This window comes from Pseudomonas sp. Irchel s3b6 (genome assembly GCF_900187415.1).
Taxonomy (GTDB): Bacteria; Pseudomonadota; Gammaproteobacteria; order Pseudomonadales; family Pseudomonadaceae; genus Aquipseudomonas.
Window position 1 is genome coordinate 192,330 of the sequence record NZ_FYDM01000001.1, and the last position, 14,668, is coordinate 206,997.

Consider the following 14,668-nt stretch of genomic DNA (forward strand, 5'->3'; position numbering starts at 1 on the left):
ACAGTGCGATGAATTATCTTGAAGTCTCCAAGTTATCTAAATCTTTCGGCAAAAGCTCGGACAAGACCCGGGTGTTTGACGACATCAATTTCACTATCAAGGAAGGCGAACTGTTGACCCTGCTCGGCCCCAGCGGTTGCGGCAAGTCGACCTTGTTGCGCTGTATCGCAGGTTTGACTGAGGTTGATGGCGGTCAGATCCATGTGGCGGGGAATAACATTACCCATGTTGCTCCGCAGAAACGTGGCATCGGCATGGTATTCCAGAGCTATGCGTTGTTTCCGAACCTGACGGTGACGGGCAATATTGCCTTTGGCCTGAACATGCAGGGCGTCTGTGTCGAGGAAACCTTGCAGCGCGTGGCCGAAGCGGTGAGCCTGGTGGAATTGCAGGGGCACGAGAACAAATTCGTGAGCCAACTCTCCGGCGGCCAGCGTCAGCGAGTCGCCCTGGCACGGGCATTGGTGGTACGGCCACGCATCCTGCTGCTGGATGAACCGCTGTCGGCGCTGGATGCACGCATCCGCAAGCACCTGCAGGAAGAGATCAGGCGGATCCAGTCGCAGCTGAAACTGACGACCATTTTCGTGACCCACGATCAGGAAGAAGCGCTGATGCTGTCCGATCGCATCATCGTCATGGATGGTGGTCGCATCGTGCAGGAAGGCAGCGCCGAGACCATCTACACACGTCCGGCCAATGGTTTTGTCGCGCGTTTCATGGGCAGCTACAACCTGCTGGATGCCAGCCAGGCGCAACGACTGCTTGGTCTGCACATACAAGGGCAACTGGCAATCCGGCCGGAAGCGATCCATGTGGCGCAAGCCGGTCGCAGCTATGGCCCGCATCTGGGCGCACCGTGCCGCGCCACGGTACGTCACCATCAACTGCTCGGCAACGTCATCCGTTATCACGTCGATGCGCAAGGCTGTTCGTTGATGGTCGATCTGCTCAATCGCAGTTCTGCATCCTTGCTACCGGCAGGCGCGCAGCTCGACCTGCTGTTCAATCGTGAAGAACTGCAGGAGGTCGCATGACGACGCTGGCTATTTTTGACATGGACGACACCCTTATCGATTGCGATAGCTCCAGTCTCTGGCTGCGCTATCTGGTGAAGCGCGGAGTGGCAGCCGCCGACATGCTGGTCACCGAGCAGGCGATGATGCAGGCCTATCATCTGGGCGAACTGTCCATGGCGCAGTACATGGACTTTACGCTCCAGCCGTTGTCTGGAGTGGCCGTCAGCGAAGTGGAGCGATGGGCTGATGACTTTGTCTCCAGCATGATTTCCACGCGCATATTTCCAGCCGCGCGTCGACAAATCGAGTGGCATCGTCAACAGGGAAACAAACTCTTGATCATCTCGGCCACGGCTGACTTTATCGTCCGCCGTATCGCCGCCATGCTGGGCGTGGACGAGGTGATCGCCATCGAACTTGAGCAGGTAGCAGGCAGCTTTACCGGCGCAACCGAAGGGGTGCTCAGTTTTCGGGAAGGCAAGGTAGAACGCTTGCAGGCGTGGCTGCAGATCCATGGCAACAGCTTGCAAGGCAGCTATGGCTACAGTGACTCGGTGAATGACTTGCCGCTATTGCATGTGGTCCAGCATGCGTGCGTCGTCAACCCCGCGCCAGCGCTGAAACAGGTCAGCGACCAGCATCAATGGCGACAGTATGACTGGCAGTTGACGTAACATGAGCACAGCGTCACGGGGCAGGCCCAAGGGGCGGCATGCTGTTAATCCAGTTGCATTCCGATGCTTTGTTGCGCCACAAGGCAACGGGCCTGCCGGTACCTGGGCTAACCCTGGCGCCGTCGATAGGGACAGGGATGTCTGAATAGAGGCGGGCACGAGGGTGTACGGGTTCGTGCCTGGCCAGACTTGAATGCTTGAGTGCCATCAGACGGCTGCGAAGGGGCGCTTCTTGGCCGAATGTGGCAAGTGACACTCAGTCAGCAGTCTGCGGCCTGACGCCCGACTGAATCTCGCCATGTGAACCATCCCGAACATTTCATGCCGCAACCACCGCTTAGGGTTTTCCCTGGCCGTCCAGACCGCGTATTATCCCGACATATTTTCTGCAGACTTCCTACGCCCAGCGTTTAGGTGACTTGTCTTGCTTTCCACAGGTGCTTGGCAAGGTAACCTCCAGATCACAGAATAATCCTCAGGTAACGTTTAACGACTTGCCCAAAATATATCGGCCAGGCATGCGGCTGTCCGCTGGATGGGACGGTGTTCGGTAGTGTTTTAAAGGAATGGATTTTGACAAAGCCTAGACAGGTAGCAATTGTTGGTTGTTCTTTTCGTTTCCCCGGTTCCACGACCAGCAATTTCTGGCAGAACCTGATGGCAGGGCGGGACCTGGTGACCCAGGTCGACGCCTCGCGCTGGGATCACGCCGAATTCCTGCACCCGGATAAAGCCAACCCGGCCACCAGTTATACCTTTGCCGCCGGTAGCCTGGGCGACATCAGTGCCTTCGATGCGGGCTTCTTCAACATCTCGCCACGGGAAGCGGCGGTGATGGACCCGCAACAGCGCTTCCTCCTGGAAATGTGCTGGGAAACCTTCGAGAACGCGGGCATCAAGCCCTCGAGCCTGCGCGGCAGCAATTGCGGTGTGTACCTGGGGATCGCCGGTGTCGAGCAGGCCTATCGCCTGGTGGAAGACCTGGCGTCGATCGATGCCGCCACGGCCACTGGCAACACCATGAGCATTGCCGCCAACCGCCTGTCGTTCTTCTACGACCTGCGTGGCCCGAGCATGGCGATCGACACCGCGTGCTCGTCTTCGCTGGTGGCCTTTCACCAGGCCTGCCAGGCGATCATCAGCGGCGATATCGATCAGGCGGTGACTGGCGGCATCAGCCTGCACATGCACCCGTTCGGCTTCATGATTTTCGCCAAGGCCTCGATGCTGTCGCGTACCGGGCGTTGCCAATCCTTCGATCAGAACGGTGACGGTTACGCGCGCTCCGAGGGCGGTGGTCTGTTCCTGCTCAAGGACTACGACCAGGCCGTGGCCGACGGCAACCCGATCCTCGCGGTGGTCGCTGCCAGCGCGGTGAACACCGACGGTCGCAAGTCGAGCCTGACCCTGCCGAGTGCCGATGCCCAGGCAGCTCTGCTCAAGAGCACCTATGCCAAGGCCGGGATCGATCCGTCCCGACTCGACTATCTGGAAGCCCACGGCACCGGTACGGCCGTTGGTGACCCGATCGAGACCCGCGCCATCGGCGAGGCTCTGGGCCAGGCCCGGGGGGCGGGTAATCCGCTGCCCATCGGTTCGATCAAGAGCAACCTCGGTCACCTCGAAGCCGCCTCTGGCGTAGCCGGATTGATGAAGGCCCTCAACTGCCTGATCCAGCGGGAGGTCCCGGCGACCATCGGGGTCGAGGCGCTCAATCCGAACATTGCGTTTGCCGACCTGAACCTGCAGGTGGTCACCGAAAACCGTACGCTCAAGCCCGAAGGGCAGTTGACCGTCGGTATCAACTCGTTCGGTTTCGGTGGTGCCAACGCTCACGTGATTTTGCAGAGCGTCGAGTCCGTGCCTGCGGCCGCTGCGTCGACACAGGCCCGGCGCCTGCCGTTGTTGCTCAGTGCCAAGGATGCCGAAGGCCTGCGTGCCACGGCCGAGGGCTTTGCCGAATACCTGGCAGCACACCCACAGATCAATTACTACGATGTGGCCTACCAGGCCATGTTCCGTCGTGACGCGCACCCGCATCGCTTGCTGTTGATCGGCTCCGATCCGGCCGAGGCCGCCCAGGCCCTGGCGGACTATGCCCAGGACCCGAGCCTCAGCGAACTGAGCTCGGTGGTCGAGGTTGGCCAGGCACTGGACAAGGTCCAGGGCCCGGTGTTCGTCTATTCCGGTAACGGTTCGCAGTGGCAGGGCATGGGCCGGGCGATGCTCGACCATCCGCTGTTCGAAGCGGCGGTGACCGAGGTCGACGGGCTGTTCCAGCCATTGGCGGGCTATTCGCTGCGCGCCGAGCTGCTGGGGGAAAACGGCGATGACCGTTATGTGCGCACCGAGATCGCGCAACCGGCGCTGTTCGCCTTGCAAGTCGCGGTCACCCGCGTGCTGGCGGCGCAGGGCTTCCATCCGGCGGCCGTGATCGGCCACAGCGTTGGCGAAGTGGCCGCGGCCTGGGCCAGTGGTGCCCTGAGCCTGGAAGACGCCACCCAGGTGATCTTCCATCGCAGTCGCCTGCAAGGGCTGACCCGCGGCAACGGCAAGATGGCGGCCGTGGGGCTGTCGGGCGAAGCCACCGCGAGCGTGCTGGTGGAACTGGGCCTGGACGACCGTCTGGTGGTGGCGGGCGAAAACAGCGCCCGCGGCGCCACGGTCGCAGGTCCCGTCGAGGCCCTGGCCGAGCTGGAGCAGGTGCTGACCGAGCGTCAGGTGTTCGTTCGTCGCCTGGACCTGGACTACGCCTTCCACTCCCCGGCAATGAATCCGATCGAGCAACAGGTCATCGCCGACCTGGCTCACATTCGTCCGTGCAGCGGTCGCATTCCTTTTTACTCCACGGTAGTGGGTGGCGAACTGGACGGTCAGCGTCTGGACAGCCGTTACTGGTGGCAGAACATCCGCTTCCCGGTGTTGTTCCAGGGCGCGATGGACGCGCTGCTGGAGCGGGGTTTCAACCTGTTCGTCGAAGTCGGTCCGCACCCGATCCTGCGCTCTTATGTGACCGATGCCCTGACCCAGCGCGAGCTGCCCGGTCAGGTGCTTGCCACGCTGCAGCGCAAGGACGACAGCCCTGCGCTGCTGGAGCGATGCGTCGCCAGGTTGCTGATTGCCGGTGCCGAGCCGGATTGGCAGGCCCATTTCCCGGTGGCCGGTAACAACCTGCGTCTGCCGAACTACGCCTGGCAACGCGAGCATTTCCAGTTGCCCGTCAGCGCCGAGTCGTTCGGTGTGCTGCAACGCGAGCGTGTGCATCCGCTGCTGGGCTACACACTGCCCGACCGCACCCTGACCTGGGAAAACCGCCTCGACACGCAACTGTTCCCGACCCTGGGCGACCACAAGGTCGGTGACGCGGTGCTGTTCCCCGGCGCCGGTTTCACCGAGCTGGCACTGGCCGTGGCCTTGTTGCACCAGCCGGGCGAGTTCGTCGACATCGAAGAGCTGGAAATTCATAACCCGCTGCTGCTGGGGCACGAAGGCAGCAAGAAGATCCGGGTCAGCATCGAGGAAGCCGATGGCACCCTGCACATCACGTCCCGCAGCCTGGCCCAGCGTGAAGAGTGGGTGCAGCACGTGGTCGCCCGCCTGCCTGGCGAAGCCCGTGGCGTGATGCTGGGCGGTCGTGCCCCGGCGCTGCCGCAACGCCCGGCGGACTTCACGGGTGAGCAGCACCTGGCGCTGACCCGTGCGGTCGGCCTGAACTATGGCCCGGCCTACCAGGCCGTCGCGGCGGTGTGGGTCGAGCCGGCGCGCGTCCTTGCGCAACTGAGCGTGCCCGACGCCATCACCCATGAGCTGGCCGCGCTGCATTTGCACCCGGCCTTGCTCGATGGTGCATTCCAGTTGATCACCGAGTTGCTGGTCGGCACGCCTGGCAGCAACAAGGGCCTGGCGTTCATTCCGGTCAAGCTCGGCCGCATCGCCTTTGCCAAGGCCGGCGGTGTGCCGTGCCTGGCCGAGGTGCGGCAGCTCAAGCGCACCGAGCATTCGTTGCTGGTGGACTTCACCCTGTACGACGCCGCGGGCGACGCCGTGCTGTTTATCAAGGATGCCCGTTTCCGTGGGGTGCGCCTGCAGCGCGACCGCTCCGGCGACATCAAGCGCCTGGCCCATGTCGGCCTCGCCGCGCCAGGCCAGGTGGTGCCCGTACTGCGTGAAGCGCACGGCAGCACTCCGCTGGCCGCTCATCTACAAGGGTTGGGTGACGAGCCGGTGCAGGCCCGTTACCTCAATGAGGTCGAGCCGCTGCTCGATGCCCTGTGTTCAAGCTTCGTGCTGGACCTGATCGACCAGGCCGGTGGCCATTTGAGCGCCGAGCAGGTTGCCCTGTGGTCGCAGCAGGACGGCGTGCCGAGCGACTACCTGTCGACGCTGCTGCGTCATGGCCTGGAAGACGGCAGCCTGAGCCGCGATGCCGACGGCACCTGGCACGTTGTCGAGACGGGTGAGCGCCCAGCGTCCGAGGCCATCTGGCAGGAGTTGTTCCAGAGCTACCCGGAACACTTCCAGATCATTCATTCGGTGGGTCGTATCGGCCGCCATTTGCAGGCATTGCTCGACGGTCGTCAGCCCCTTGAGCAATTGCTGCCGAGGGAAACCAGCGGCGCCAACCTGTTGCGTCTGGTGCTGGGGGCGTCCGGTCAGCAGCGCGTGCTTGCCGGTCTGCGCGAAACCCTCGCCCAGCGCCTGGCGGCATTGCCGGCCGGGCAGCGCCTGCGGGTGCTGGAACTGGGCTTTGGCGGGCCATCCTTCGCCGAGTCGTTGTACGCCGGGATCGATTTCGATCGTGTCGATTACAGCTATTGCGTGCAAGAGCCGGAGCTGGCGCAAATGCTGCGCGTTGATTGTCCGGCCCTGGATGTCCTGGGCTTTGATCAATTGGCGCAGGGCAGCGGCTACGACTGGGTGCTCATGCCGACCGACCTGGCCGCCCTGGATACCGTGGGCGAAGCCCTGCGTCAGGCGGCGAGCCAGCTCAACCCTCACGGGCAGCTGGCGTTGCTGGCACAACATCCGGCGCGCTGGGCCGACTTCGTGTTCGGTGCCCAGGCCGACTGGTGGCTGGCCGGCCCGGAGCAGGCGTTGTCACGCCAGCAGCGTCCGCAGTTCTGGCAGCATGAAGTGCAACGCCACGGCTTGACCCTGACACACACCCTTGAAGCCTTGCCGGGCACTGCCTGTGGCAGTTACCTGCTACTGGCCGATAAACCGGCGGGCGCGATGAGCCCGCGGGGCGAGACAGCGCCACAGCGCTGGGCGCTGCTGGCCGAGGCCGGGCAGGGCGCTGCTGAAGCGTTGGCCCAGGCCCTGCGTGAGCAAGGCCAGCAGGTCAGCCTGCTGGTTCCGGGCGATGCCCGGGCCTTGGCGCAACAACTGGCCGCCCTGGATCAGGCGCCGGAGCAGGTGCTGCACCTGGTCGGTTTCGACGGCGACCAGGGGCTGGATGCCCAGGGTGCTCGTTGCCTGCAGGCCGCCGCGCTGGTCCAGGCGTGCGAGTCGTTGGGCATGGCCCCGTCATGCTGGCTGCTGACCCGTGGTGCGGCCGGTCACTTCTATGGTGCCGATACGGCCACAGACGTCGACGCCATCGCCGATGCCGCGTTCTGGGGCTTTGGCCGGACCCTGGCGAACGAGTCCGCCAGCTGCCGCATCCGGCTGCTCGACCTGGCCTTCAAGGCGCCGATTGTCAGCCTGATCCCGGCGCTGCTGCACGCCGATGCCGAGACCGAACTGGCGATCAGTGCCGACGGTCAGCGTTATGTGCCACGCTTGCGTGTTCTGCAAGAGCAACACGGTGTCGCTCGCGATGGCGACACGCGTATCAGCCTGGGCTTTGATTTGCCGGGGCAATTGCGCAACCTGCGTTGGGAAGCCCGGGCGCTGACGCCGCCGGCTGCGGACGAGCTGGACATTGAGGTACGCGCCACCGGCCTGAACTTCCGTGACGTGATGTTCGCCCTCGGCCTGTTGTCCGATGAAGCCATCGAGAACGGTTTCTCCGGTCCGACCATGGGCTTTGAATTCTCCGGCGTGGTCCACGGCAAGGGCGCCGCAGTGCTCGGCGATTTCGCCCCGGGCGACCGTGTGGTGGGTTTCGGCCCACGCAGTTTCGCCAACCGTTTGGTGACCAACGCCAATGCCGTGGCGCGGATTCCCGAAGGCATGTCGTTCGAAGCGGCGGCCACCATCCCGAGTACCTTCTTCACCGTGTACTACGCCCTGCATCATCTGGCACGTCTGGAGCCGGGCGAAAAGGTGCTGATCCACGGCGCAGCCGGCGGCGTCGGCATTGCCGCGATCCAGATCGCCAAGTGGTGCGGTGCAGAGATCTACGCCACCGCCGGCAGCGACGAGAAACGCGACTTCCTGCGCCTGCTCGGTGTCGACAAGGTGTTCGACTCCCGCTCCCTGGCCTACGCCGACGAAGTGCTGGCCGTGACCGGTGGCCGTGGCGTCGACGTGGTCCTCAACTCCCTGGCTGGCGAGGCGATCAACCGCAACTTGCGGGTGCTCAAGCCGTTCGGTCGCTTCCTGGAGCTGGGCAAGCGCGACTTTTACCAGAACACCCGGATTGGCCTGCGGCCGTTCCGCAATAACATCAGCTACTTCGGCATCGACGCCGACCAGTTGATGAGCGAGCGTCCGGACCTGACGCGGCGTTTGTTCGGGCAAATGATGGCGCTGTTCGAGCAGGGCATTTTGCATCCGCTGCCATTCCGCGAATTCGATGCCAACCATGTGGTCGAGGCATTCCGCTACATGCAGCAGGCGCGGCAGATCGGCAAGATCGTGGTGACCTATGGCAACCCGATCGAGCAGTTGGTGGAAACCCGCGAACAGCCGTTGCAACAGCTGCAACTCAGTGGCGAGGCGACCTACCTGGTCACGGGTGGCCTGGGCGGTTTCGGCTTGCGCACCGCCCAATGGCTGGTGGACAAGGGCGCCCGGCACTTAGTGCTGCTCGGTCGTCGTGGCCCGGCCAGTGTCGAGGCTCAGCCGAGCCTGGCGGCCTGGCAGGCCCTGGGCATCGATGTGCAGGCGCTGGCGTGCGACATCACCGATGTGCAGCAGCTGCGAGGCGTGTTCCAGCGCATCGCCGCCAGCCCGTATCCGCTGCGCGGCCTGGTGCACGCGGCGACGGTGATCGACGACGGTCTGATCCGCAACCTCGACGCCGAGCAACTGCAGCGCGTGCTGGAGCCCAAGGCCAAGGGTGCGCAATACCTGCATGAACTGACCCGTGAGTTGCCGTTGGACTTCTTCGTGATGTTCTCCTCGGCCACCACCCTGTTCGGCAACCCCGGCCAAGCCAACTACGTCGCGGCCAACCATTGGCTCGAAGCCCTGGCCCGCCATCGTCGCGGTCAAGGCCTGGCCGCCACGGCCGTACTCTGGGGCGCCATCGACGACGTGGGCTTCCTGGCTCGTAACGAGCAGATCAAGGACGCCCTGCAAAGCCGCATGGGCGGTGCTGCGTTGCGGGCCGACGTGGCCCTGGCGCACCTGGAGCAGATGCTGCTCGGTGGTGATGACGGCATCGGCGTGCTGGAGCTGGAATGGAAGGCCTTGTCGCGCTTCCTGCCGAGCGCGGCGACCCCGCGTTTCCAAGAACTGGTCCGCGCCCACGGCGGGGATCAGGACGACGACAATGACGCCGAGGACATCCAGCGCATGCTGCTCGAGCTTGATGACGAGCAACTGCTGGAGCGTTTCGTCGAATTGCTCAAGCACGAGGTCTGCGAGATCCTCCGGCTGCCGGCGGCCCGCCTGGACCCCCAGCGCCCGTTGCAGGAACTGGGGCTGGACTCGTTGATGAGCGTCGAGTTGGTGGTGGCGCTGGAAGAGCGCTTCGGCGTTCGCCTGCCGGTGATGGAGCTCAGCGAGAGTTCCAGCATCGACAAGCTCAGTGTGCGCATTCTTGACCTGCTGCGCGGTGAAGCGGGGGCTGATGAAGCCCCGGCGCCTGTGGCCCTGGCCGAGAACGTACTGGCTCGCCACGGCAGCGAATTGAGCCGCGAGCAAATGGCCGAGATGAACGCCGAACTGGCCGACAGAGCCGCGGCACCCAACCGATTGATTGAGTGATGTTTGATTGAGTGATAGCCCGATGACTGCAACAACGACCACCGGCCTGAGTGTCGGTATCAAGCAACGGCTGATCCAGCAAGCGCTGGAACGCCGTCGCAGCGAGGCGGGCGACACGGCGGGTGGTGCGACTCTGGAGCAAGCGCAACAGGCCGCGCTGAAAGTGCCCGAAGCGTTTTATCGCTTCGACCAGCACCCCGGTTATCAGCAGTTGCGCGTGATACAGCAGAGCGCCGCGCGCCTGGGCCTGGCCAACCCGTTCTTTCGCATGCACGAAGGGACGGCGGGTGCCGAGACCTGTATCGGCAACCGTGAATACGTCAACTTCGCCAGCTACAACTACCTCGGTTATTCCGGTCACCCGGTGGTGGCCGAGGCGGCCAAGGCAGCGATCGACCGGTACGGCACTTCGGTGTCGGCCAGTCGTCCGGTGTCGGGCGATCGCCCGTTGCACCGTGAGCTGGAACGCGAGCTGGCCAGTCTGTACGAGGTTGATGATGCGGTGGTGTTTGTCAGTGGCCATGCCACCAACGTGACCACCATCGGCTATCTGTTCGGCCCCCGGGACCTGGTGCTGCACGACGAACTGATTCACAACAGTGTGCTGCAGGGCATCCAGTTGTCCGGTGCGCGTCGCCTGAGCTTTGCCCACAACGACTGGCAAGCGCTGGACCGAATCCTCGGTGAGCAGCGCCAGCACTTTGAGCGGGTGCTGGTGGTGGTCGAAGGGATCTACAGCATGGACGGCGATTACCCGGACCTGCCGCGCTTCGTCGAACTCAAGCGCAAGCACAAGACCTTCCTGATGGTCGATGAGGCGCATTCGCTGGGGGTGATGGGAGCAACCGGCAAAGGTATTCGCGAGCACTTCGGCCTGGCGGGCGATGACGTGGATATCTGGATGGGTACCCTGAGCAAGACCCTCGCCAGTTGCGGCGGCTACATTGCCGGCAACACGGCGTTGGTCGAGCACCTGAAGTTCCTCGCGCCGGGCTTCCTCTACAGCGTGGGCATGCCGCCGTCAGTCACGGCGGCGGCGCTGGCGGCGCTGCAGTGCCTGGCTCAGGATCGTGAGCGGGTGCAGGCGGTACAGGCCCGTGGTGAATTGTTCCTGCGCCTGGCCAAAGAGGCGGGCCTCGACACGGCCACCAGTACCGGGCTTGCGGTGATCCCGGTGATCACCGGCAGCTCGTTCAAGGCCGGGCGGCTCTCCAGCGCCCTGTTCGACCGGGGCATCAATGCCCAGCCGATCTTGTACCCGGCTGTCCCGGAGCACGCGGCGCGGGTGCGTTTCTTCGTTTCCTGCGAACACACCGAAGCGCAAATCACCCGCACCGTGGCCATCGTTGCTGAGGAAATGGCCAGGATCGGCTGACGCGGCGGGTTATCGTTTATCGTCGGATCGCCGCCAGGAGCCAGCGCGTTTTCACGGGCTGCCTGGCAGCCCCCCAAAAAGGTCGCCCAATGCTGCTCAGCTAAGGCATTGAGACCGCCCGTGTAGGAGCAGCCGGTCGACGCTCGAGCGCTCGCGATGGGCGTCAACGAATACGCGTATTTTCTGAATAAACGCGTGGCCCTTGAGTTCATCGCGAGCGCGCTCGCTCCTACAAAGGTCGGCGTTCTCTAACTGAACGGGATTGCCCAAAACTGCAAGACCGCAAGCTCCCTCGCCACAGAGACGACGTTTAGGCTTGATTGAGCGGCACGCCGCGGCCGTTGCGGATCAGATATACGGCTTTTCGTAGGCGTTGAGCTGTTCGATGAAGCGCCAGTGGCTGCGTTTGTCGAAGCCCATCAGGCGCTTGAGGCGGATGTCCCAGCGCATGTGGTGGTTGGCGATCCAGGGCAGGGCGAACAGGTGGGCGCCGCGCCAGGGGATGAACGGGTTGCGGCGCAGGCTGGCGTAGATTTCCACCCGGTGGCTGGGGCGCAGGCTTGGGCAGCGGGCGTGGAAGCCCGAGGTGTCCGCCACCACCAGGGTGTTGGCCGGTACCGAAAAGCGTCGCGGTGCCGGCAGGCCGAGCCCGGCCAGTTCGTGTTCGTGAATGCGGAACGAGCCCTCGCGGTGCATCTGCTCGTCGGAGCGTGCCGCGCCGAGGCTCTGGCGATACTCCCAGGCCAGCCGTTCAGGTGTCAGGCGATGGGAGCCCGGGACGTAACTGAACGGCCCCTGGTCGTCGGCCACGTCATCGAGAAACAGCCAGGCCTTGGCGGTCGGATGGAAGGTGTCGGCGTGCAGGCGGGTTTGCGGGTCCTGCTCGGCATTCACTCCATCGATCACGATCGACTGCAACTGATAGGTGATCCCGCCGGTGTTCGACGAGGCATAGGCAATCAGGTCACGCACACTGCGGTCGGCCACAAAGGCAGCGCTGGCCGGGTTTCGGGCCAGGACATCCTGGTCCAGGCTGACCCGCCGGGTCACGGCCTTGCCCTGGCGCATTTCCCAGCCGGTGCTGCGCAGGTCACCCAGTTCGGCACGCAGGGCGGCGAACTGTTCGGCGGGCAACGCGTTCTCGCGAACGAAAAACCCCTGCTCCTCGAAGCTGGCAAGCTCCCCGGCATCCAGCCGTGGCGCCAGGGCCCGGCGCCGCATGGCGGCCATGCTCATGGCCAGTTGGCGGCGTTGCACGTGCAGGCCCAGGGCATTGAGCCGGGCGCTGCCGATTACCGGGTTGTTCTCGAACGATTTGGCGTGGGTCAGCAATTGCAGGCAATGCCAGGGCAGTGCCGCGTAGCGGCCCAGGTCCTTCAGTGATGCAGGCATGGTCTAATCCTTGAGGGGGACCGCTGCGCGGGCGCAGCCGAGCATGGTCCGGGTGTAATTGAGCAGCGGCAGCAGACGCGGATGGTGCGTCAGGCGCGGCGGGCGAGGGGTCGACAGGCATGCCAGGGCATGCCACGCATCGCAGGGCAAAGCTTGCTGGGGGTCGGCATAGCGCGCATAGCGCAACAGGGCGCCGGCTACCAACTGGTCCAGGGTCAGGCGCCGGGTCCGGCGCGGCAAAGGCTGGTGGTCACGGGTCAGGCCCCAGCCGGCATAGAAGGGCGTGCCGTAGGTCACCACCGTCAGGCCACGCAGCAAGGCCTCGAAGCCCGAAGTGGAACTGAGGGTGTGTACTTCGTCGACCTGGGCATACAGGCGGGCGATGTCGGCACCGGGCAGCACCTGGTCGGCCAGCCCGTGCAGCAGCTGCGCAGGCACGGCGCCCTGGCGTTTTCCGGCTTCCACATCCGGGTGCGGCTTGTAGACGATCCAGGCGTCTGGCGCGCTGGCCCGCACTTGTCTGAGCAGTTCGAGATTGTCGTGCAAGGTGCCGCCACTGCACAGCAGCGAGGCGTCGTCTTCCACTTGGCCGGGTACCAGAATCCGCCGTTGGCCAGGTCGTGCGCACACCGGGTGATCGGCGTCGATCTTGAGGTTGTACTTGCTGGTGCCGCCGGTCACGATCCGCTCGCGCAGGCGGGCGGCTTCGGCGAGGCTGTCGGCGTCGAAGTCCCCGTGTTCCAGCAAGTGTTCCAGGTCACAGCTGGCGCTGGCATCGAAGTGCATGCCGCTGCGGTCGAGCACCAGCGACAGGGCCGGTGCGTTCAGCGCGCCAAGCCCCCTGGAACGCAGAAAACCGTCTTCGACGCGCCACAACGGCACCCCGAGTGCGGCAGCGCGAACCTTGAGGTCGGCCGGTTCGCGAGCGGCCCACACCAGCAGCTTGCCGCGCTTGGCGGCGATCTCCTGGAGCAGCGTCGGGCTGTCCTCGGCGAAGTCCAAGCGACCCCAGCGGCTTTCGAAAAAGCGCCGCATGTTGTGCTGCTTGTGACGCTTGACCCCGAGCACGGTGATGCTCCCGGCGAACTCGGCGTCCCGGGCTTTCTTGCGGGCCAGTTGGTGGGCCACGGTCAAGGCGTCGGTGGGTTGGCCGGTGAGCGGGTCGACATAACGGCAATAGCGCAGGTAGGCGGCGGCCACCAGTTGCACCAGGTCCGGCCGTGCCTGCCGTCGGGGGATCGGCATGCGATCGTCCGTCAGGCCCCAGCCGGCATAGAAGGGCAGGCCGAAGCAGGTCACCGGCACGCCCTGGATCAAGGCTTCGAGCCCGGCCTGGCTGGTGCCGATGTACACCCGTCGGGCGCGCCGAGCCAGCGAGGCCCAGGACACCGGGCGACTCTCAAGGCTTACCCCTCGCGCCGTGGCGGCCGCCAGCAGGCAACTGGGCTTTTGTCCGCCCACGCAGTCCGGGTGAATGCGCACCCGCACCTCGGCGTCCGGGTTTTCCGCCAGGGCCGCATCGAGCATGCGCACGTAGTCGGCCTCACACAGGCCACCGCCAGGAATCGAGTAGTCCCCGGCGGTCTGGTCCACCACCAGCACCAGGGGTCGCTCACGGCCCAGCGGGTCGTCCGGGTCCAGGTCCGGGGCATTGTTGTACTTGCCGATGCCGCTGCTGCGCATCAGCGCGATCAGTTGCCGGGCGCTGTCGAGCTCCTCAGGGCTGAGGCTGTCCGGCTCCTGCAGGATGTTTTCCAGCAGTGAAGGGCGGTCGGCCAGGTAATGGATACCCACCGGATCGACCACCATCGACATCGGCGTGTCGCCCTCGATGCCCAGGGACGAAGAGCGCAGGAATCCGTCTTCCAGAGCGATGTAGGGCAAGCCCCAACGCTGACACAACACCCGGGCCTGGGCCGAGGAGTGCTTGTAGCCAATGCCGGCAATGGCTTTCAGGCCCTTGGGGGCATGCCGCCCACGCCGCCACAGCCAGAAGGGCGAGCCTTCCGGCCCGAGGAATTGCGGCAGGTGCAGGACCTTCCACGCCACCCACTGGGACATGATGCCGATCCAGCCGGGGCCTTCGACCATTGGCTGCAGGGTGATCGCGG

General features: G+C 64.6%; 6 protein-coding genes. 4 read left to right on the forward strand and 2 right to left on the reverse strand.

The annotated features are described in order from the left end of the window. Window positions 1–8: 8 nt before the first annotated feature. The 4 genes from CKW07_RS00835 (at window position 9) to CKW07_RS00850 (ending at window position 11,165) form a co-directional block, all read left to right on the forward strand. Window positions 9–1,037 carry an ABC transporter ATP-binding protein gene (locus CKW07_RS00835; RefSeq protein WP_095143161.1) on the forward strand — a complete coding sequence of 343 codons (1,029 nt, stop codon included), beginning with the start codon at window positions 9–11 and terminating at the stop codon, window positions 1,035–1,037. After that, a complete protein-coding gene (locus CKW07_RS00840) occupies window positions 1,034–1,693 on the forward strand; it encodes an HAD family phosphatase (protein ID WP_095143162.1) in 660 nt (219 codons plus the stop codon). The genes CKW07_RS00835 and CKW07_RS00840 overlap by 4 nt, the downstream gene beginning before the upstream one ends. A 573-nt stretch (window positions 1,694–2,266) precedes the next feature. Then, window positions 2,267–9,790, forward strand: a complete 7,524-nt coding sequence (locus CKW07_RS00845) for a type I polyketide synthase (protein ID WP_095143163.1) — start codon at window positions 2,267–2,269, stop codon at window positions 9,788–9,790. A gap of 22 nt (window positions 9,791–9,812) precedes the next feature. Continuing rightward, the gene (locus tag CKW07_RS00850; protein WP_095143164.1) at window positions 9,813–11,165 is read left to right on the forward strand and encodes an aminotransferase class I/II-fold pyridoxal phosphate-dependent enzyme; all 1,353 of its coding nucleotides are present in this window, start codon (window positions 9,813–9,815) and stop codon (window positions 11,163–11,165) included. 348 nt (window positions 11,166–11,513) lie between these two features. Here the strand turns inward: CKW07_RS00850 and CKW07_RS00855 are convergent, their stop codons facing one another. Both CKW07_RS00855 and CKW07_RS00860 read right to left on the reverse strand, forming a co-directional pair. Further along, a complete protein-coding gene (locus tag CKW07_RS00855) occupies window positions 11,514–12,557 on the reverse strand; it encodes a phytanoyl-CoA dioxygenase family protein (RefSeq protein WP_095143165.1) in 1,044 nt (347 codons plus the stop codon). Between the two features lie 3 nt (window positions 12,558–12,560). After that, on the reverse strand, window positions 12,561–14,648 hold the full coding sequence (locus tag CKW07_RS00860; protein ID WP_176465261.1) for a capsular polysaccharide biosynthesis protein: 2,088 nt from the start codon (window positions 14,646–14,648) through the stop codon (window positions 12,561–12,563). Between the last annotated feature and the right edge of the window lie 20 nt (window positions 14,649–14,668).